At 67.6% G+C, this 18,144-nt stretch carries 18 protein-coding genes and 1 pseudogene; 9 read left to right on the top strand and 10 right to left on the bottom strand.

Annotated features, from left to right (window positions below; all coding sequences use genetic code 11):
* Window positions 1–49: 49 nt before the first annotated feature.
* The 6 genes from ACQP2O_RS42440 to ACQP2O_RS42415 all read right to left on the bottom strand — a co-directional run bounded on the left by ACQP2O_RS42440 (window position 50) and on the right by ACQP2O_RS42415 (window position 8,209).
* Window positions 50–2,197, bottom strand: coding sequence for a DMT family transporter (locus tag ACQP2O_RS42440; protein ID WP_433191340.1), 2,148 nt, complete (start codon window positions 2,195–2,197; stop codon window positions 50–52).
* 356 nt (window positions 2,198–2,553) lie between these two features.
* Window positions 2,554–3,270 (bottom strand): ABC transporter ATP-binding protein, encoded by a 717-nt coding sequence (locus ACQP2O_RS42435; RefSeq protein ID WP_433174868.1) that lies wholly within the window; start codon window positions 3,268–3,270, stop codon window positions 2,554–2,556.
* On the bottom strand, window positions 3,267–4,127 hold the full coding sequence (locus ACQP2O_RS42430) for an ABC transporter ATP-binding protein (RefSeq protein WP_433174867.1): 861 nt from the start codon (window positions 4,125–4,127) through the stop codon (window positions 3,267–3,269). The genes ACQP2O_RS42435 and ACQP2O_RS42430 overlap by 4 nt, the downstream gene beginning before the upstream one ends.
* Window positions 4,124–5,920 (bottom strand): branched-chain amino acid ABC transporter permease, encoded by a 1,797-nt coding sequence (locus ACQP2O_RS42425; protein WP_433174866.1) that lies wholly within the window; start codon window positions 5,918–5,920, stop codon window positions 4,124–4,126. Before ACQP2O_RS42425 ends, ACQP2O_RS42430 begins: the two co-directional genes overlap by 4 nt.
* Window positions 5,921–5,927: 7 nt before the next feature.
* Entirely contained in the window at window positions 5,928–6,857 is a 930-nt protein-coding gene (locus ACQP2O_RS42420; RefSeq protein ID WP_433174865.1) for a branched-chain amino acid ABC transporter permease, read from the bottom strand.
* Between the two features lie 125 nt (window positions 6,858–6,982).
* Window positions 6,983–8,209 carry a branched-chain amino acid ABC transporter substrate-binding protein gene (locus ACQP2O_RS42415; protein WP_433174864.1) on the bottom strand — a complete coding sequence of 409 codons (1,227 nt, stop codon included), beginning with the start codon at window positions 8,207–8,209 and terminating at the stop codon, window positions 6,983–6,985.
* Between the two features lie 1,058 nt (window positions 8,210–9,267).
* Here ACQP2O_RS42415 and ACQP2O_RS42410 point away from each other — a divergent pair.
* Both ACQP2O_RS42410 and ACQP2O_RS42405 read left to right on the top strand, forming a co-directional pair.
* The gene (locus tag ACQP2O_RS42410; RefSeq protein ID WP_433174863.1) at window positions 9,268–9,885 is read left to right on the top strand and encodes an NAD(P)-dependent oxidoreductase; all 618 of its coding nucleotides are present in this window, start codon (window positions 9,268–9,270) and stop codon (window positions 9,883–9,885) included.
* Window positions 9,886–9,896: 11 nt separating this feature from the next.
* A complete protein-coding gene (locus ACQP2O_RS42405; protein ID WP_433174862.1) occupies window positions 9,897–10,343 on the top strand; it encodes a hypothetical protein in 447 nt (148 codons plus the stop codon).
* On the opposite strand, the gene ACQP2O_RS42400 is transcribed toward ACQP2O_RS42405, so the two are convergent.
* Both ACQP2O_RS42400 and ACQP2O_RS42395 read right to left on the bottom strand, forming a co-directional pair.
* Entirely contained in the window at window positions 10,340–10,906 is a 567-nt protein-coding gene (locus tag ACQP2O_RS42400) for a TetR/AcrR family transcriptional regulator (protein ID WP_433174861.1), read from the bottom strand. The genes ACQP2O_RS42405 and ACQP2O_RS42400 overlap by 4 nt on opposite strands.
* Before the next feature lie 87 nt (window positions 10,907–10,993).
* On the bottom strand, window positions 10,994–11,416 hold the full coding sequence (locus ACQP2O_RS42395) for a MarR family winged helix-turn-helix transcriptional regulator (RefSeq protein ID WP_433174860.1): 423 nt from the start codon (window positions 11,414–11,416) through the stop codon (window positions 10,994–10,996).
* A gap of 105 nt (window positions 11,417–11,521) precedes the next feature.
* Between ACQP2O_RS42395 and ACQP2O_RS42390 the strand changes: the two genes are divergently transcribed.
* The 4 genes from ACQP2O_RS42390 (at window position 11,522) to ACQP2O_RS42375 (ending at window position 13,996) form a co-directional block, all read left to right on the top strand.
* Entirely contained in the window at window positions 11,522–12,328 is an 807-nt protein-coding gene (locus tag ACQP2O_RS42390; protein WP_433174859.1) for an alpha/beta fold hydrolase, read from the top strand.
* 29 nt (window positions 12,329–12,357) lie between these two features.
* Window positions 12,358–13,113: an MBL fold metallo-hydrolase gene (locus tag ACQP2O_RS42385; protein WP_433174858.1), complete on the top strand. Its 756-nt coding sequence runs from the start codon at window positions 12,358–12,360 to the stop codon at window positions 13,111–13,113.
* Window positions 13,110–13,472: a putative quinol monooxygenase gene (locus tag ACQP2O_RS42380; protein ID WP_433174857.1), complete on the top strand. Its 363-nt coding sequence runs from the start codon at window positions 13,110–13,112 to the stop codon at window positions 13,470–13,472. Before ACQP2O_RS42385 ends, ACQP2O_RS42380 begins: the two co-directional genes overlap by 4 nt.
* Before the next feature lie 227 nt (window positions 13,473–13,699).
* Complete coding sequence (locus ACQP2O_RS42375) at window positions 13,700–13,996, top strand: LysR family transcriptional regulator (protein WP_433174856.1); 297 nt, start codon at window positions 13,700–13,702, stop codon at window positions 13,994–13,996.
* A 16-nt stretch (window positions 13,997–14,012) separates the two neighbouring features.
* Here the strand turns inward: ACQP2O_RS42375 and ACQP2O_RS42370 are convergent, their stop codons facing one another.
* Complete coding sequence (locus ACQP2O_RS42370; RefSeq protein WP_433174855.1) at window positions 14,013–14,540, bottom strand: LysR family transcriptional regulator; 528 nt, start codon at window positions 14,538–14,540, stop codon at window positions 14,013–14,015.
* Between the two features lie 270 nt (window positions 14,541–14,810).
* Between ACQP2O_RS42370 and ACQP2O_RS42365 the strand changes: the two genes are divergently transcribed.
* Window positions 14,811–14,972 (top strand): hypothetical protein, encoded by a 162-nt coding sequence (locus ACQP2O_RS42365; protein ID WP_433174854.1) that lies wholly within the window; start codon window positions 14,811–14,813, stop codon window positions 14,970–14,972.
* 65 nt (window positions 14,973–15,037) lie between these two features.
* On the opposite strand, the gene ACQP2O_RS42360 is transcribed toward ACQP2O_RS42365, so the two are convergent.
* Window positions 15,038–16,237, bottom strand: a complete 1,200-nt coding sequence (locus ACQP2O_RS42360; protein ID WP_433174853.1) for an FAD-dependent monooxygenase — start codon at window positions 16,235–16,237, stop codon at window positions 15,038–15,040.
* 253 nt (window positions 16,238–16,490) lie between these two features.
* Here ACQP2O_RS42360 and ACQP2O_RS42355 point away from each other — a divergent pair, with 253 nt between their 5' ends.
* Complete coding sequence (locus ACQP2O_RS42355; protein WP_433174852.1) at window positions 16,491–17,063, top strand: GNAT family N-acetyltransferase; 573 nt, start codon at window positions 16,491–16,493, stop codon at window positions 17,061–17,063.
* A gap of 358 nt (window positions 17,064–17,421) precedes the next feature.
* Window positions 17,422–18,099 (top strand): annotated as a pseudogene (locus ACQP2O_RS42350) (TIGR03086 family metal-binding protein); the annotation flags it as partial.
* Window positions 18,100–18,144 lie beyond the last annotated feature (45 nt).

The following is an 18,144-nucleotide window of genomic DNA, read 5'->3' as shown; positions in this document are numbered from 1 at the left end:
GACGCCGGCTCGCGCGGATGAACGGGTAGGCCAAGAGACGCGCCCTGGATCACAACCCTTCCGTCTGATGACCTTCTCCCGCGCTCGCAGCCGCGGTCGCAGCTTTCGAGCGGTCGACCCTGTCGATCGACGTCGCGCCCGGATGGTTCGGGTCGGGCGGGTACTGGTGGGCGAGCGGCGCGATGCCCGGCGCGTGCGACACCGGCTCCGATGACGACCCGGACGTCGCACGGCCAGGGCCGATGATCTCGGACAGGATCGCCACCGGCGACGGGAAGCCACGCGGCCTCGCCGGGATGCCGCCGCCGAGCCGGCACCACGCCAGGTCCGCGCCGTACATCGTCGCCAGCAGCGTGCCGCGTACCGACGGCTCCACCGAGTCCATCCGCTCTTGGAGCGAGCGGGGCAGACGGCCGCCCTCCGGCCACAGCGCGCGCAGCGGATGGTCGCGCTGGATCAGCATCGCCCGCATGACCTCGCTCATCTGCGGGTCGAGCCAGCCGATGACCTGGCTCGACACGTCCTGGCGTACAACCGCCAGATCGGCTGCCAGGAGCGCGGCGGCGATCAGCCGGGGCTCGAGGTAACCCCGCGAGGACGGATTGCCCGCGACCGGGGTCACGGCCGCGGCGAGGTCGTAGTACGCGTTACGGAAGTGTTCGCCCGCCGAGGCCTCCGCGCGCAGGGACGGGGACAGCGCCGGTGGGCAGCGGGTCAGCCACTGCTGCACGACGGCCTGGTCGCCGTACCCGAGCACGCCGTAGTCGACCGTGGGGTTCTGCAGGGGAGTGTCGAGCATCGAGAGCAGCGCGTCGGCGCGCGGCTGGAAGCGTGCGTCCTCACGGATGGCGCTCGCGATCGCCGACATCGTACGGAGGATGACCACGGCCGCGTCGACGCGGCCCGCGCGGAGCCGTCCGGCGTACAGGGCGACCAGCGACTCCAGCGGCGGCGGGGTCAGCCAGCGCGGGCCGTCGATGTCCGCCAGGGGGCGTGCGCGGTGCGCGGACCAGAGGTCGAGGAGTTGCCCGTCGAGGCGCGAGTCGAAGACCGGGGCGGTGGCGCACCAGAGCATGACTCCCCAGGTGACGGGCACGGTACTCGGCGTCGACGGGGAGAAGAGCTCCCACCAGTGCGGGTAGTCCGGCGCCGGCAGGGCGGCGGCGGACTCGACGGCCGCGCGTACGCGAGCGGTGACCTCCGGCCGGATGCCCGCGTCGACGAACGCCGGCGGGGACGGCGGGTCGTACGCGAGGTCGAGGCCCGTGGGCACCACGTTCGGAGGTATCGGCGGGACCGGCATGCCCTGGCGCAGCGGGTTCGCGGACACGCGGGTGATGCGCAGTTGCGGCGGTGGGAAGAGGCACCACTGACGGTCGGCAGGGGTCCAGCGGTACCAGCGGCCCCAGGCGCCGAACAGCCACCGACTGCCGTCGGGCGTGGCGAGCATGCGGTCCGCGATGAGGTTCTCCCGCTGCTGCGGCGGGGCGACGGGCCACGATGAGGCCGAGACCATGGCACGCGTGTCACGCTCGGCCGCCGCGAACGGATCATGTGCGGCGAACGAGGGTAGGGGAAATTCTCCCGAATGTCGGCTTATGAGGCTTTCAGTCTGTTTGGCGCTGCTGGTGACCACCACGGCGGCACCGACGATGATGAGCAGGAGGCCGGGCAGAGTCGACAGCTTCGGCGCCTGGCCCATCCACAGCCACGCGACGACCGCGGCTACCGGCGACTCCAGCAGGAGCAGCACGCTCGTGGTCGTCGCAGATCCCCTGCCGAAAGCGAAATTCAGCGAACCCAGGCCGAGAAGCTGGGGCAGTATGAGCAGGCCGAGGAGTGCGAGTTCGGTGTTCCGATCGAAATGCATGAGTGGCGTACCGGTGGCCAGGCAGGCCACCAGCAGCCCTATCGCGCAGACGAAGGAACTCAACGCGGAGTACAAAGGGGTGCTCAGCCCGCTCCGTGCGCGCTCGCTGAGGGAGGTATAGCCGGCCTGTGCCACGGCTCCCACCACGGCGAGGAGATCCCCGAGCAGCGCGTTACCGCCGGACCGGATGTCGAGACCACCTGCGGCGGCCGCCCCGATCACGGCCACGGCCAGGCCGATCCAGACACGACGCGACAGGCGTTGTCCCTGTGCGACCGAGATCAGAGCCTGACAGACGGGCAGGATCGCGATGAGGGCCGTTGACATGGCCACGGACGTCAGCTTGGCACTTGACATGAACGCGGCGAAATGCACCGCCAAGCAAAGGGATGCCAGGACGCCCGGAATCAAGAAGCGGTATTGCTCGCGCCGTACGACTCGACGCTCACCGGAGTATACGCGGCGGAACTCACCCCGACGAAGTGCGGCGACGATGGCACCATTTGTCGCTGACCCTAGGAGATTCCTCCAGAATGCCAGGGCAAGGGCGGGCGCTGACGCGAAGGCCGTCAGAGGGGCGGTGGCCGAGACGGCGAGAACAGCAGTGGTTATCGCCACTGCGTACAGTGGATCAATCTTCGCTTTCATATCGCCGGAAACCTCGCCGACGCATGCAGTGCCACTCAGTCCTCGCCGAGGTAGGTTTTGCGGACCGACTGGTTGTGGAGGAGGGCTTGTCCCGTGCCGGACAGGACGACTCTTCCTACCTCCATCACATGGGCCTGATCGGCGAGCGAGAGCGCCGCTTGCGCGTTCTGCTCGACGAGCAGAATGGTGGTTCCCTGCGACTTGAGCTCCTGAATCGTGGACATGATCGTCTGCATCATGATGGGGCTCAGTCCCATGGAGGGCTCGTCGAGCATGAGAAGTTTCGGCTGTGACATCATGGCGCGCGCCATGGCGAGCATTTGCTGCTCACCGCCGGACAGGGTTCCGGCGGCCTGCCGTCTGCGTTCGCCGAGTATCGGGAAGAGCGCGTAGGCGCGTTTTTTGTCTCTGGCGATGGCCGCCGTGTTCTTCCGGAGGTAGGCGCCGAGTTGCAGGTTCTGCTCGATGGTGAGCTGAGGGAAGATGTGGCGGCCTTCCGGGGAGTGGGCAAGGCCGAGCGCGACGACTTTGTGGGCGGGGATGTCTCCCAACGGCCTGCCGTCGAACAGAATGCGACCCGCCGTCGGCCTGATCAGCCCGGAGAGGGTACGCAAGGTCGTGGTCTTGCCGGCTCCGTTGGTGCCGATGAGGGTGACGATCTGGCCGGCTTTGACGGTGAAGGAAATGCCCTTGACGGCTTCGATCTTGCCGTAGCCGACGCGAAGGTCCTCGACCTGGAGGAGGGGGGTCATCGGTTGTGCTCCTGCGCGCCTGCCCGCCATCGCACCGAACGCGGGCTCGTCTGGGGTGGGCCGTCGTGGTGAGGTGCCGGGTGCCGGGTGTCCTCGACGGGCGTGCCGAGGTATGCGGCGATGACACGTTCGTCGCTCTGGACGGTCTCCGGCGTGCCTTCGACGAGCTTTTCGCCTTGGACGAGGACGGCGACGCGGTCGCAGAGATTGAAGATGAAACGCATGTCGTGCTCGATGACGAGGATGGCGATGCCCGCTTCGCGGATGGCGAGGACGACGTCCTCTGTCTCCTTCGTCTCCCGCGCGTTCATGCCGGCGGTCGGCTCGTCGAGGAGGAGTACGCCCGGTTGGCTCGCCAGGGCCCGGGCGATTTCCAGTCTGCGCTGTTCGCCGTAGGACAGGTTGCGGCTCAGCCAGCCCGCCCGGTGGGAGAGGCCGACGAACTCCAGCAGGTCCATCGCCCGGCTCCGCGCCTCGGTCTCGGCGCGGCGGTACCCGGGGCCACGCACCAGCGCGGAGAACAGGCCCTCGCGTGTCCGGGTGTGGCGGCCGACGAGGACGTTCTCGGTAACGGTCATGTTCCCGAACAGCCGAATGTTCTGGAACGTGCGGGCGACACCGGCCTTGGCGACCTTGAAAGGCTTGGCGGGCAGGACTTTTCCCTGGTAGGTGACGCGGCCTTCGGTGGGCGCGTACAAGCCGGTGAGGCAGTTGAAGAACGTCGTTTTTCCGGCGCCGTTGGGCCCGATGAGGCCCACGATCTCGCCCGCGCCCACGGTGAGGTCGACACCGCGTACCGCGGTGAGGCCGCCGAAGCGCATGACGATGTCGCTGGCGTGGAGGAGTACGCGGGTCATGGCCGGGTCACCGTTCCTGCCGTGGTGAGGTCGCCGCCGTCCTCGAACTCGTGGAATTCGCGTTGGCGGAGCCGGTTGGGGATGAGGCCTTCGGGCCGGAACCGCATCAGCAGGATCAGGGTGATGCCGAAGGCGAGGAGCTGGAAGTTCTGAAGAAACTGGAGTTTGGCGGGGATGAGGTAAAGGAGCACGGCGCCCAGGAGCGGGCCGCTGACGCTGCCCATACCGCCGAGGACGACGGCGGCGAGCAGGAAGGCCGAGTTGGGCGGCACGGTTCCGGTGAACTGGTAGGGGTCCGGTACGACGCTGAAGGCGACGTGGGCCTGGACCATTCCGGCGAGTCCGGCCAGGGCCGCTCCGAGGGCGAAGGCGAGCAGCTTGAAACGGAAGCCGTTGATGCCCATGGCCTGGGCGGCGGTCTCGTCCTCGCGGATGGCGATCCACGCTCGGCCGATCCGCGAATCGCGGGCGCGGCCGAAGACCAGGACGACGATGGCCGTGAAGACGAGCATCAACAGGTAGTAGTTGGCGAACCGGCCCAGCGTGAAGCCGCCGACATCGTGGGACTCACCGAGGTTGTAACCGAAGATCGAGATGTCGGGGATGTTGGGGATGCCGTTCGGCCCGCCGGTGACGTTAGGCCCCGACGTGCCGTCGAGATTGTTCACCGCGATGCGGAAGATCTCTCCGAAGCCGAGCGTGACGATCGCCAGATAGTCACCCCGCAGCCGCAAGGTCGGTGCGCCGATGACGATCCCGAAGACCATGGCGGCCACGGCCCCGGTCAGGGCGGCCGCCCACCACGGGAACACGACGTGGATCGAGGAGGTGGCCGCACCGGAGACCAGGGCGGCGGTATAGGCGCCGACGCCGAGGAAGGCGACATATCCAAGGTCGAGGAGGCCGGTGAGACCCACGACGATGTTGAGGCCGAGGGCCACGGTCGCGAAGATCAAGATGTTGACGCCGACGCTGGTGTACTCGTCGCTGCTCTGGGTGAAGGGGAAGGCGAGCGCGGCGGCGAGGCTCGCGAACATGGCGACCGCGCGCCGGCGTTCGGTGATGGCCGACAGCCGCTCGAGAACTCCGGAGGCCCGGAGTGCCCAGGCCCCGAAGGCGACGAAGATTCCGAATCCGATGAACAATTCGTCGTACGAGGTGTCGATGCCGTACGTGAAGACGGCGAGGCCGACGGCCACCACGGCGATGACCACCCCGGCTTCGGCGTAGGCGGGCAGTGGGCGCGCCGGTATCGCCTCGCGGCGGTGCGTGATGTGATGCCACAGGGCTTTGGCGCGGTTTCGCGCGTTGGGCACGGGCTCGTCGAAGGGAAGCCCGAGCGCACCGATGACCGGGATGAGCGCGGCGATGCCCGCGATCCAGCCGCCCGCGGTCAGGTTGACCAGGCCGCCGAGTTCGATGCTGATCGCACCGAGGGTGAACCACGTGGTGCAGAGGCCTCCGATGGCCAGCAGCAGCGCCGGGGCGCCGGCGGCGGCAGGGGCCGGCCAGCGCAGTCCGCGGACGCGGTAGCAGGCGAGGCCGTAGACGCAGGTGAGTATTCCGGCTGTGACGGTGAGCCATTGCAGGCCGCCCGGGTAGCCGCTGATGGTCAGGTCGCCAGGGAAGCGCGCGGTCCAGGTCCACGACAGCAGCGCGCTCGCGGCGGTGAGGAGGCCGCCGGTGGTGGTGAGCGCACGGGCCACCGCGGGGGAGAGGGGAAGGGCTGCGCCGGGCCCCGCGGCGTGGCGTACGGGCGTGCCGGTGGACCGGTGGTGCTGTGTGGTCGTCATGCGATCATCACGCCCTGTCCGCGACGCGTTCGCCGAGCAGGCCCTGGGGGCGCAGCAGCAGTACGAGGATGAGCAGGGCGAAACACCACACGTCCTGCCAAGCGCCGCCCCCGAGCTGACTCATGCCGGGAATGTCCTGGATGTAGGTCGAGGCGAGGGCCTCGGCGACACCGAGGACCAGACCGCCGAGCATGGCGCCGTAGATGTCGCCGATACCGCCGAGAACGGCCGCGGTGAAGGCCTTGAGCCCGGCGAGAAAGCCCATGGTGAAGTCGATCTGCCCGAACCGCAGCCCTTGGGCGACTCCGGCGATCGCCGCGAACGCGGCACCGAGGGCGAAGGCGATGACGATGATGCGGTCGGTGTTGATGCCCATGAGCTTGGCGGTGTCGGGGTCCTGGGCCGTGGCCTGCATGGCGCGTCCGGTGCGCGTGCTCCGTACGAAGGTGCCGAGCATGATCATCGAGGCGGCCGCCGCGACGATCAGGAACAGGTCCGCGGTCTGAACGGTGACCGGGCCCAGGTGGTGGCCCGTTCCGGAGAATTGCGGAAAGGTTCGCGGCGACTTGGCGCCCGGATAGAACGCCCAGACCACCTGCTGAAGACCGATGGACAGGCCGATGGCGGTGATGAGCGGCGCGAGGCGAGGAGCGCCGCGCAGCGGCCGGTAGGCGAGACGCTCGGCCAGCACCGCGATCGAGACGGAGACGGCCATCCCCCCGATCAGCATGAGGGGAAGAGCGATCCACAGGCTCATGCCGTGGGGGAGCCAGAGATAGACGGTGAGGGCGCCGAACGCCCCGGTCATGAAGATCTCGCCGTGGGCGAAGTTGATGAGCTGGACGATGCCGTACACCATCGTGTAGCCGACGGCGATCAGCCCGTACATCGAGCCGAGAAGCAGCCCGTTCACCAGCTGTTGCGGCAGTTCGTGCACCGCAAGGGCCTCCGAATGGTTCGGTGTTCGCGGGGGAGCCCGGCGAGGTGGCCGGTTCAGTCGAGCCGGCCGCGTGGTGAGCCCGAAAGCGGCTCTCCCACGCGGCCGGCGGCTTTCGTGCGGGATCAGCCGGTGAAGGTGCCGGACTTGACGGCCGCCCACTGACCGCCTTTGACGAGATAGATCGTGAGCTGCTTGTTCAGGGTGTCCCCGAACTCATCGAAGGCGACCTTGCCGGTCACGCCCTTGAAGGACAGCTTGGACATCGCGGCCAGGACCTGCGGACGCGGCTTCTCGGGCAGCTTCCCGTTATTGGCGGCCACGGCCGCCTTGACCGCCTGGATGATGGCCCACGCGGCGTCATAGGAGTACCCGCCGTACGCGGCGTACGGCTCCTTGTAGCCCGCCGACTGGTAGTCGGTGATGAACTTCTTGGCGGTGGGGAGGGTCTCCAGCGGCGTGCCGACGGACGTGGCCATGTCTCCCTGGGCGCGAGCGGCGCCGGCGAGCTTGATGTACGTCGGGTCGAAGATGCCGTCTCCGCCCATGACCGGGATGTGGACGCCGGCCTTGAGCTGAGCGCTCAGCGGCGCCGCCTCGGGATACTGGCCTCCGTAGTAGACGAAGTCGGCGCCGGACGCCTTCACCCGTGCGACGGTGGCCGAGAAGTCCTTCTGCTTCTCGGCGACGTGGTCCTGGCCGACGACCTGGCCGCCGAGCTTGGTGAACTGGGTCTTGAACGTGCTCACCAGGCCGACGCCGTACGTCAGCTTGTCATCGATGAGGAAGACCTTCTTCTTGTGCGCATGCTTGAAGGCGTAGTTGGCCCCGAAGGGACCCTGAAGGGCATCGGTGGTCGAGGTGCGGAAGTAGGAGTGGAACGGGCGGGTCTTCGCGCCGCTCTTCCAGTTCGGCCCCTGGGTGAGATCGGGGCTCGTGTTGGCGGGCGAGACCTCGGTGACATTCGCCTGGTCGAACACCTTCTGCATCGACTGCGCGACACCGGAGTTGTACGGCCCCACCACGCCGACGACGGAAGAGTCGGCCACGAGCTTGGCGGCGTTCTGCTGACCGGCCGAAGGCTGCGCCTGGTCGTCGAGTGCCTGGACCTTGAACGTGACTCCCGGGACCTCGCCGTTCTTGTTGGCGATCTTGGTGGCGAGGTCGACCGAGTTCTTGATGCCCAGCCCGATCGCCGAGAGGGACCCGGTGAGTGGAGCATCGACACCGATGACAACGGCGTTCTTGTCACTGCCGCCGGCGGCGTCACCGCCACGGCTGCCGCACGCGGTAGCGGTCAAAGCCGCGGCGGTGAGGATCGCGGTGGGGGCCAATAGGGAACGGTATTGCACAGTATCTCCTTTGATGCGAGGCGCCGCCTTGCGGATTTGAGATGTCCATCCGACGCCCGAAATGGTGGCCACACGGCTCAGTACGGCGACGGTGGTGAGAGCTCTGCACGTAGCCCGTCTCACCACGATCGAGCGACATCGGTCGCAGTCGGCTCGCTATGGCTGGAGTTTCGCTACCTGTTGCGCGATCGCGAGGCGCCGCACGCGCGGAAGCAGGGCCTCACCGCGGTGCGCTTGCGCGCGGTGAGGAAGAAAACGCGAACGCGAAAATGCCGATCCAATCCATGAAGTATTAGATCGTCTGCCACAGCTCCCCGTTAGCCATGAAAGATTTCTCCTGCGAAGTCATCACTGTCGAACGGGCCACGCACCACGTCCTCGCGGCGGCACCCTGGCAGAAATACCGCAGCCCACGCCGTCTGGAGCGAGCAACCCGGGTCGGGTGCGTCGACGGCGAGTGGGCTACCTACAGGGTTGAGGTAAAGCACCTCCAGTACGACCGGGATCTTTCCGAGACTGGGCCCTGCCGTCGGGCGAGCGCTCCGGACGATGGGAGCGCTGAGGCTCGATCACCATTTCAGTACAGCATGACCCCGGCAGACAATCATCAGGCGAAAAGGTTGTGTTCTGGGTGTCCCGTTCAGGACCGGCGCGGCCGACCGCCCTTCGACTATAGGGGCCGACGGTACCGGCCGTTCGGGTCCGACGGTGCCGGCAACGCCGCTGAGGCCGTTGACCACGGACTTCGTTCCGGGAGCCGCGAAGATTAGGCGCTTTTTGCGGATATAGATTAGGCGGCTTCTACGGATCCCCCACAGCTCCCGACACAGTAGTCCGGCGGATAGGGTCACGGCTTTCGTGGCTGTGGTGAACCATTCGGACGCGCTTTCCGGCCAGCACACAAGTGACAGTGGCCACGTGATCGGCCGGCGTTCCGCGGCCGGACGAGGCGGCGCGCGCCATCTATGAGACGAGTTGACTCACAGATGCTCCGTGTGGAAGCGTGACTCTCAGTGAGACATCTCGTCTCATAGAAAATATCTTCACAAAGGAGAGCTGTGCGTATCGTCGTTTTGGGTGCCACCGGAGCCACTGGCCGTCATGTGCTGAGCGTTGCGCTCGAGCGGGGTCACGAGGTCGTCGCGCTGGCTCGACGTCCCGAGGCGTTGTCCGACGTCGTCCATGAGGGTCTGGAGGTCAGGCAGGCGGACGTGCATGTTCCCGGCACGGTCACCTCGGCCTGCCGGGACGCCGACGCGGTCATCAGCGCGTTGGGCAACAGGAAAGAACCGGCCGACACCCTGTCGGCCGGTGCCCGCGCTGTCGCCGAGGCCGAGCCGTCCCGCGTCGCCTGGATGGGTTCGTTCGGCGCGGGGGAGTCCCGCCACCGGGCGGGGCTCTTGTACGACGTCATCCTGCGTCGCGTCCTCGGCGACGGTTTCGCCGACAAGGCGGCCGCGGATGCGGTGGTCGCCGGTCAGCGGACCACGGTGTTTCATCCCGTCATGCTCACCAACGGACCGGCGACGGGCAGGGCCAGGGTCGTGCCGTTGGACGTCCTCGACCGGTCCTGGCGCTTCATGCCGCCGAAGGTCGCTCGTGCCGATGTCGCCGCGGCGATGGTCACCGAGATCGAGAGTCCGGCGTACGCCGGCCGGACCGTCGCCGTCTTTTGAGGAGATCCCCGTTGTCCACTGAGACGTGGCTGCTGGTGTACGGCATGTTCTCCGCGTACTGCCTGGCCGGCTGCCTCATGGAGCACTTCGCCGTCTTCTCGGGCTGGAGGGCCGTCGGCGCTGAGGAGTTCAGGGCCGTCCAAACCGCTCAGGGCCACGGCAGCGGAGCCGTCTACGTGATCCCGAAGTTCGCGCTCACCGCCCTGGTGATCGTTCTGCTCATCGTCGCGCCGGACGGCATGCCGTCGTGGGCGCTGTGGGCCGGCCTTGCCGCGCTGACCGTCTCGTGGGCGGTGAGCGCCTTCGTGGACGTGCCGCTCCAGCTTCGCCTTCGGCAGACCGCCGACCGGGGCGGCATCGAACGGCTGTTGCACACCGACTGGATCCGCGTCACGGCGATGGCCGCACACTTCGGCTTCGCCATCGTCGTCATCGCCGAAGCGAGCGGCGCGAGCTAGCCGTGCCAGGCCCCGACGCTGTCGATGAGCCGGTCGATGAGGTCATCGGAGACCAGGCCGCTCTGCATGGTCGTGTGGTAGACGATCGGCCCGACCAGCATCGCCGACAGATCTGCCGAACCGATGTCGGTCTCGACCTCTCCGTTCGCCACTGCCGTGCGAACGGCGGCGTAGATCCGTTCGCTGATCGTCTTAATGGACTCATCACGCCGGTGTGCGATCGCCGGGTCCCAGACCGCCGATTGATGCAACGTCAGAGCGACGCCGGCCACCGCGGGTACGGCGAGCTCGTCGGCCATCTGCCGAAGCTGTCGATGCAGCCACGGCCGGACCGGCGTCTCCGGATCCTTGAAAAGCGGCAGATCGGCCCCGCTCATGACATCGAGCAGCAGCTGTTCAGGCCGCGGCCAGTGCCGGTAGACGGTGGCCCGACCCACACCCGCCTGCTGAGCGACCCGCTGATGAGTCACCGCGCCGGGCCCCTCGCCCACCAGCAACTCCCGGGCCGCGGAGAGCATCGCCTCCCGGCTACGCGCCGCACGCGGATCCGTCGAGTAACTCACCGCCACATCGTAGGAGGCATCATGACTCACCCGCGCCGCCCGGCGCCGCGTCGCCGGCCACGACCGGACCATCACCCGACTTGTCAGCTAGGCCGTCGGGTCGGGGCCGAGGGCGGCGTCCAGCAACGCTCCGATCTGGTCGAGTTGGGCAGCCGACAGATTCTGGAACGAGGACGCGAAGACCGCGTCCACGGCGTCCTGGCCTGCGGCGCGCAGCCGCTCGCCCTTCTCGGTGAGCCGGTGCTTGACGGCTCGCCCCGGCCCGGGGACCCGTTCGATCAGGTCGCGGTCGGCCATCCGGGTGGCCAGTGAGCCGAAGGACTGGTCGGTCTGGAAGGTCAGCACCGCCAGGTCGTGCAGCGAGGCGTCCGGCTGCCGGTGCAGGTGACGCAGCGTGTCCCACTGCACAAGCGAGAGTCCCAGAGGCGTCAGGGCGCGGTTCAGCGCGCGGTGGTGACGGTACTGCAGGCGTTTGACGGCCAAGGCGACATCAGCCGGGCGGTAGCTCATGCGAGAGATCATAGCCAATCGATTCAGGTTGCTTAGATCAGGAACCTTATATAAGGTTCCTGATGAAGGTTGGCCCGTTGGGGCACCACACAGAGAGAAGGAACGATGACCACTCCCACTACGGCCGGCACGCTCCGGCCCACCCGCACCGACACCCGTACGCTCCAGGTCGACTCCATCGGCCCGGTCGAGGTGACGGTCCAGGACCGTGACCGCACCCGGCCGTTCCTGCTGCTGCACGGCGGTGGCGGCGTGCGCACGATGACCGGGTTCGCCGACCTGCTCGCCGAGCGCACCCACTCCCGGGTGCTGCTGCCCACCCACCCCGGCTTCGGCGGCACGCCCAAGGCCGCGGGGCTGACCGGCGTCACCGAGCTGGCCCGGGCGTACGTCGCGATGATGGAGCAGCTCGACCTCACCGACGTGACCGTGATCGGCAACTCCTTCGGCGGCTGGCTCGCCGCCGAGATCGCCCTGCAGGAGAGCCCGCGGGTCAGCGGCGCGGTGATCATCGATGGGATCGGCATCGAGGTCGAGGATCACCCGATGACCGACGTCAGCGGCCTGTCGTCGGCCGAGATCCTCTCGTACTCCTTCCATGACGCGAGGAAGGCACCCGCTCCGCCGAGCACCGCGGGCACCGGGCCGAGCCCGGACGTGCAGGCGCTGATCGGCTACGCCGGCCGGGCCATGTCCGACCCGACGCTGGCCGGACGGCTCAGGGACCTCGACCTCCCCGTTCACGTCCTGTGGGGCGAAAGCGACCGCATCGTCGACCCCGAGTACGGCCACGCATATGCGGCCGCGATCCCCATGGCGACGTTCACGCTGCTGCCCCGCACCGGCCACCTTCCCCAGGTGGAGACGCCCGAGGAACTGCTCGGCGCGCTGCTCGACCTCGGCGACCTGTGACATCCCGACCAAGAGAGAAAGGCTCCCTCATGAGCGTTCCATTGACGGTGACCCGGATCGGCCACGCCTGCCAGCTGATCGAGATCGGCCGGCTCCGCGTCCTCACCGACCCGTGGTTCACCCAGACGGCGACCTACTACCAGGGGGAACCGGTCGCCGCGACGGTCCAGACCCTGGGCCGCATCGACGCCGTCGTGGTCAGCCACGAGCACTACGACCACTGTGACCTCGACGCCCTGACCGCCGCCGGGTTCGACCTCGACGTCCCCCTGATCGGGCCGGGCACCGTCGCGGCCATCGCGCGGGACAAGGGATTCCGTGACGTCCGCGCCATCGAGGCATGGGAGGGCACCGCCGTCGGCGACCTCACCGTGACCGCGACCCCCGGCAAGCACGGCGTTCACGAGGTCACATTCGTGATCCAGGCGGCCGGACGCACCGTCTTCTTCGGCGGCGACTCACTACGCGTCCCGGAACTGGACGCCATTCCGGACAGATTCGGCCACATCGACCTGGCCATCCTGCCGATCAACGGCCTGTGCATCCGACCGATGAACCTGCGGCAAGTGGTCATGGACGCCGAACAAGCGGCCGAGCTGACAGCGGCGCTCAGGCCGACGCTGGCCGTGCCGCACCACTACGCCTTCCACAGCGGCCGGCTGGGCGACCAGATGATCACCAAGGCCGACCGCGACCCACGGCACTACGCCGAGGCGGTCACCAGAATCGCCCCGGACATCGACGTCCGGCTGGTCCTGCCCGGGACCCCGGTGACGGTCCCGTGAATGCCGCACCGGCCGACGGCCGGGAATTCATGCCCCAGGTCAACGACGACCTCCCGCCCGGCCCACGCCCCATGATCGCCGTCATCCGGGCGGTCCCCGGTCACGAAGAGCAACTCGCCGCCGCCGTCGCGACGCTGACCACCGCGGTCCGGCAGGAGCCGGGCTGTGTGGAATTCCGGGCGTTCCATGACGTCGGGAACCCTGGGGTGTTCTACCTCTATGAGGTCTACGCCGACACCGACGCGTTCCGGGTCCACCTGACCACCGACCACGTGGCGCATTTCTTTACCGAACTGGCCCGGCACAGTACGGCGGACGCCAAAGCGCTGGTCCAACTCATCGAGCTTCAGGCACCTTGAGTGAGCTCGCAAGGCGGCCGCGGTTTTCGGAGGAAGGCGGCGATTGAAATCGTCCCCGGCCTGTCCGCGGTTCCGAGAAACCTGACGCGCTTGAGCGCCGGCACCAGGCCCCGCAGAGCGCTGGATTCCTCCCGTTGCCGCGCGGTCGGCCGGATCCCTGTGTCCCTCCGCGGTACTCGGCGCCGCCGATCGCAACCTTGACCTCAGCCGCATTCACGGAGGAATGCATGGACACCCGGTCACTTCGCTACGCGATCACGCTTGCGGAGGAGTTGCACTTCGGCCGTGCCGCCCAGCGGCACTACATCGGGGCGCAGCCGTTCGGCCGGCACATCAAGGAGCTGGAACGCGAACTGGGGGTCCGGCTGTTCGAACGCACCAGCCGGCGGGTCACCGTGACCCCGGCGGGCAGGCGGGTCGTGGCCGAGGCCCGGGTCATCCTGGCCGCGCTGGACGCGCTCTCCGCCCCGCGCCGCTGGGCCGGATCAGACGAGGCCAAAACCCCGGACGACCCCAACAGCTGAGCTGATTCCATCCTCATCAGTCCGTAGCGGGATGGTCGAGGATGCGCGCGGCCTGAGCGGGGCCCGTTTCCGGCATGCCGAGTGGCGATCGCCGCCAGTCGGCACGCCGGCGGCCGGGCTGGGGTATACGGCGGAAAGTGCGTTTAGCGCGGCGTTCATTCGCGTCCTCGCCGACGAAGGTCAGGCCCGGAAACCCGTGTGGCACAATCGCGGTCAGTTCTGTTAATTCCGGTGCCTTGTCGACCACACTTCCCAAGACCTCGGTAGTCGGACCTTCCTCGTCGGATTCGGCCCAACGGCGCGCGTCGGTGAGCGCGTCCATCGCCTCCACGATGGCCCGGGCCTCGGCCACGACCTGCGCGCCTACCGGGGTCACGGTGACCCGCCGACTGGTGCGCTCGAACAGGCGGACGCCCAGTTCACGCTCCAGATTCTGGATGCGCCGGCCGAACGCCTGCGCGCCGATGTAGTGCCGCTGGGCGGCGCGGCCGAAGTGCAACTCCTCCGCAAGCGTGATCGCATAACGAAGTGACCTGATGTCCATGATTCCCCTCCACAGCTCGCAAGGGATACATTTGCCCGCTTGCTAAGGAGTGCGACTCCGCGCGATCCTCTGGAGGTCGGATCACAACTTTTTCGTTTGATGATTGCCGGCTGCGGTCACGCTGCCCTGGAAACAGCCGCACCCCTTGAGGCGACAAGTAATGCCTGGCCGTCGGGTTGGAGCAATAGAGGTTGCTTTTGACGGAATATTTCTGCCGGGGTGACGTACACGTTCTGCCGCCGGTATTCCTCAGGCGTTCGGTCGAGGCTCGTGAACGGTGACGAGGTGCTGATCTGCACCCACTACCTCGGCGACAACGTGGAGCAGGCCAAGGCCGCTCTCGGCCTCGCGCCGGGCACGGTCAAGTCCCGCGTCCACAACGCCGTGCGTGCCGTGCGCGCGTTGCCGGGCAGCTGCGCGGTCAGGGACTGATTCCGTCCGGTTCCGTACCGTGAGGGATGACCGGCGGTTTCCCTCGGATCGTGTGCGGTCCGTGTTCAGCGGGCGTAGGGCGTGAGATGAATCGCCCGCATCCACGTCTCGAATTCGCCGGGTGTCAGTGAATCCCAGGGCGGCGTCCGCTCCACCAGGGCCGCGCCCAAGCGCTGCCCGAGCTCGACGAGGGCCTCGCCGGCCGCGCGTCGCTCCTCGTCGTAGGCGGCGAGCGCCCGCCCCCAGGTGTCGTGTTCGCGGCAGGCGCGCTCCAGGGCCCTCGCGTCAGCAAGCGCCTTCGCCGCGCCCGCGCCGGTGTGCGGTCGTGCGACAGCGGCGGCATCGCCGATCAGCAGCAGCCGGCCCGCCACGTAGGTGGACGCCGTCACGTCGTAGATGGGCTGGGCGGACAGTTCGTCCCGGGTGGTGCGACGGACGACGTCCGCCCAGTACGGAGGGAAATACGTGGCGAGGATGTGGTCGAGGACGGCCGCGACGTCGTCGCCCACCGACCCTGGCGGCAAGGACGTGGGATCGTCGAAGCGCAGCCGTTCCGGCAGGGCGCCGTAAACCGCCCAGTTCATCCGGCGCTGTTCCCCGCCGAAGTCAGGGATCAGGTAGAAGACCCCGTGGCCGCCCGGGAAGCACACCATCGACATCGCGTGCTCGAACTCACTCGGAAGCGGGCCCGGCAGCCTGCTCTCGGAGTAGCTGCCGCGCCAGAGCACATAACCGGCGTAGTCGGGCCCGGTCCCGTGGCCTACACGGCGCCGGGCGCCGGACCGATAGCCGTCGGCGCCCACCACCAGGTCGTACCTGTGGCGATGCCCGGAGTCGGTGACGATCGTGGCCCCGTCAGTGTCGGCCTCGACGTCCGTGACCGTGACCGGCTGGCGATATGCCCCTTCGGCCACGCCCGCACGCAGGCTGCGCCACAGGATGCCCCAGTTGTTGAGCGCGGCCACGAACGGCTGGCGCCCCGCGATCCGTCCGGTCTTGGAGGCACTGGGCGAGCCAGAGTCATCCACGATCCAGAGGCGTTCCCAGGTCTGGTGTGCGGGCAGCGCAGCATCGAGGTACCCGGCCGCCGCGAACTCATCGCGCTGCGACACGGGCAGGCCGATGCCGAAGCCGCGGTCCCGCAGCCGGTCGGGGCTGCGTTCGAAGACGGTGACCTCGCAGCCCGCCCGCCGGAGGGCGATGGCTGCCGCGCAGCCGGCGATGCTACCCCCGACGACGCCGACGCGGCTTTCCTCGATGCCCATTTCCGCCTTGCTCCTTGTCACCCAGCGTTTCGTCCGGCCAATGCGGCATTAAGGAGGTGTACCCGTTCCATGACAGCACGACCACAGCGCCTGATCATCAGCCAAAAAAGTTCTGGTCCCACTACCTGGGCGGCTAACGAATACCCCCCAGTGGGACCACGCCCAATTTCGACGTCGGGTATACCTTGTAGCCCGATCAGCATTACCCCAGTTGAGATCACCCGTTCTAGTCAACGTGTGGGAGATTGCCGTCATGTCAACGCTCGCTCCCTTCCCTCGAATCGAAGACGGTCCGCTCGTGCTGCGGGCTTTTTCGGACGGCGATGCGGAATTCATTCAAGAAGTCTCCAGCGATCCGCTGATTGTTCCGATCGATCCGGTGCTTGTTCAGAGCAAGGCAATTCAGGAAACATCTAATATTGATCAAATGCAGGCCTTGATCGACATAGCGCGAAGCCACTACACCGAAAGCATCAGATATTACTTCGCCATCGCGGACGCAGAAACCGGCAACGCTGTCGGGCATATCGGACTGGGATTGAAGGATCTGCAGAACGGGCGAGCAAGCGTCGGATATTGGCTCGCCGAACGAAAGCGTGGCCAGGGGATGGCAGGACATGCGTTGCGCATGCTGTCGGCGTGGGCGTTCACGCTGCCCGGGATCGACCGCCTTGAGCTGTACGTGGAGCCCTGGAACGAAGCCTCCTGGCGCACTGCCGAGCGGGTCGGCTACCAACGTGAAGGACTCCTCCGCCGTTGGTGGTCCGCCGGAGACGAACGCCGAGACGTGTACGTCTACTCCCTGCTGAGATCCGACCCTCGCTGAAAGACCTGGCGGTCATGTATCCGCTTACGGACCGCCAGGTCTTCGAGCGCGCCCCTAGTGGACCAGCGCCGTCTGCATCTACACGGCCTTGCGCCGGGCGATCCGCGTCGCCCGGCCTGGCGGCAGGATGCCCCGGCCGGCCCGCAGCCCAGGAGCCACTACGGCGATGGGACCGCGGTCTCCTGGTGTCAGGTGCCGCTCGGCTGCACCGTGTCCAGCGGTGTGATCGATGAGTATCGGTGAGTGAGAAGCCGGATCACAACCGTTTCGGCTGATGATCGTCCGTCCTGTCCATGCTTTCCTGGAATGGCGATGTGACGGGTGACAACTGTCACGGCTGGATACCGCGTGTTGCTGTGTGACGGCACGATCCTCACCCACGGACGTGCTACCGCACACCCGGACGGGGCGCCTTAATGCTGCGCCCGCGAGTACGTGGTCTTGTCCTCATTTTCGAAGGGTGCTCAAATTGACGGAAGGCCAGGCCGAGGCCCCCGTGCTCGTTGTGCTCGACGATATCGCGGGGGTTGTTCGTGATATCGCTCCCGGTCAGGCGTCGCTGCCTACCCCTTGTGCTGAGTTCGATGTCGCGGCTCTTCAGCGGCATCTGCTCGGGTGGCTGGATCTGTTCCGCGTCGCGCTGACGGACCCGGATGGGCAGGAACGCCCGGATCCTGCGGCTTATGAGGGGCCGACGGATCCGAAGGCCGCCGCGGCCGAGATTGATTATCTCGCCGACGTGGTCGACGTCGCATTGGCGAACGGCGTCGAGGGCCGTACGGTGAACGTGCCGCAGCTCGGCGGCGTTCTTCCCGGTGCCCTGGTCATCAGCATGCTCACCGCCGAGGTTCTTGGCCATGGATGGGATCTGGCCAAAGCCACCGGCCAGCCCTGGCGGCCCGCCGCGGCGATCTGTGAACAGACGCTCGCGGCCCTGGCATCGGTTGTCCAGCCCGAGTACCGGGGCGAGGGCATGCCGTTCGGCCCGGAGATCGTCGTCACCGACGACGCCTCGCCCCTGGATCGGTTCATCGCCTTCACGGGCCGCTCACCCGACTGGTACAGCGAACCGGCACGAACA

Source organism: Actinoallomurus sp. CA-150999, assembly GCF_050942425.1.
Classification (GTDB): Bacteria; Actinomycetota; Actinomycetes; order Streptosporangiales; family Streptosporangiaceae; genus Actinoallomurus.
This window is presented reverse-complemented; position numbering and strand designations above follow the sequence as displayed.

What these genes read in the sequence shown, in the direction of transcription:
- ACQP2O_RS42425 (WP_433174866.1), bottom strand. Translation starts at nt 5,920, where the DNA reads ATGACGACCACACAGCACCACCGGTCCACCGGCACGCCCGTACGCCAC.
- ACQP2O_RS42355 (WP_433174852.1), top strand. Translation starts at nt 16,491, where the DNA reads ATGTCAACGCTCGCTCCCTTCCCTCGAATCGAAGACGGTCCGCTCGTG.
- ACQP2O_RS42385 (WP_433174858.1), top strand. Translation starts at nt 12,358, where the DNA reads ATGAGCGTTCCATTGACGGTGACCCGGATCGGCCACGCCTGCCAGCTG.
- ACQP2O_RS42440 (WP_433191340.1), bottom strand. Translation starts at nt 2,197, where the DNA reads ATGTCAACGGCCCTCATCGCGATCCTGCCCGTCTGTCAGGCTCTGATC.
- ACQP2O_RS42375 (WP_433174856.1), top strand. Translation starts at nt 13,700, where the DNA reads ATGGACACCCGGTCACTTCGCTACGCGATCACGCTTGCGGAGGAGTTG.
- ACQP2O_RS42390 (WP_433174859.1), top strand. Translation starts at nt 11,522, where the DNA reads ATGACCACTCCCACTACGGCCGGCACGCTCCGGCCCACCCGCACCGAC.
- ACQP2O_RS42430 (WP_433174867.1), bottom strand. Translation starts at nt 4,127, where the DNA reads ATGACCCGCGTACTCCTCCACGCCAGCGACATCGTCATGCGCTTCGGC.
- ACQP2O_RS42370 (WP_433174855.1), bottom strand. Translation starts at nt 14,540, where the DNA reads ATGGACATCAGGTCACTTCGTTATGCGATCACGCTTGCGGAGGAGTTG.
- ACQP2O_RS42395 (WP_433174860.1), bottom strand. Translation starts at nt 11,416, where the DNA reads ATGAGCTACCGCCCGGCTGATGTCGCCTTGGCCGTCAAACGCCTGCAG.
- ACQP2O_RS42360 (WP_433174853.1), bottom strand. Translation starts at nt 16,237, where the DNA reads ATGGGCATCGAGGAAAGCCGCGTCGGCGTCGTCGGGGGTAGCATCGCC.
- ACQP2O_RS42435 (WP_433174868.1), bottom strand. Translation starts at nt 3,270, where the DNA reads ATGACCCCCCTCCTCCAGGTCGAGGACCTTCGCGTCGGCTACGGCAAG.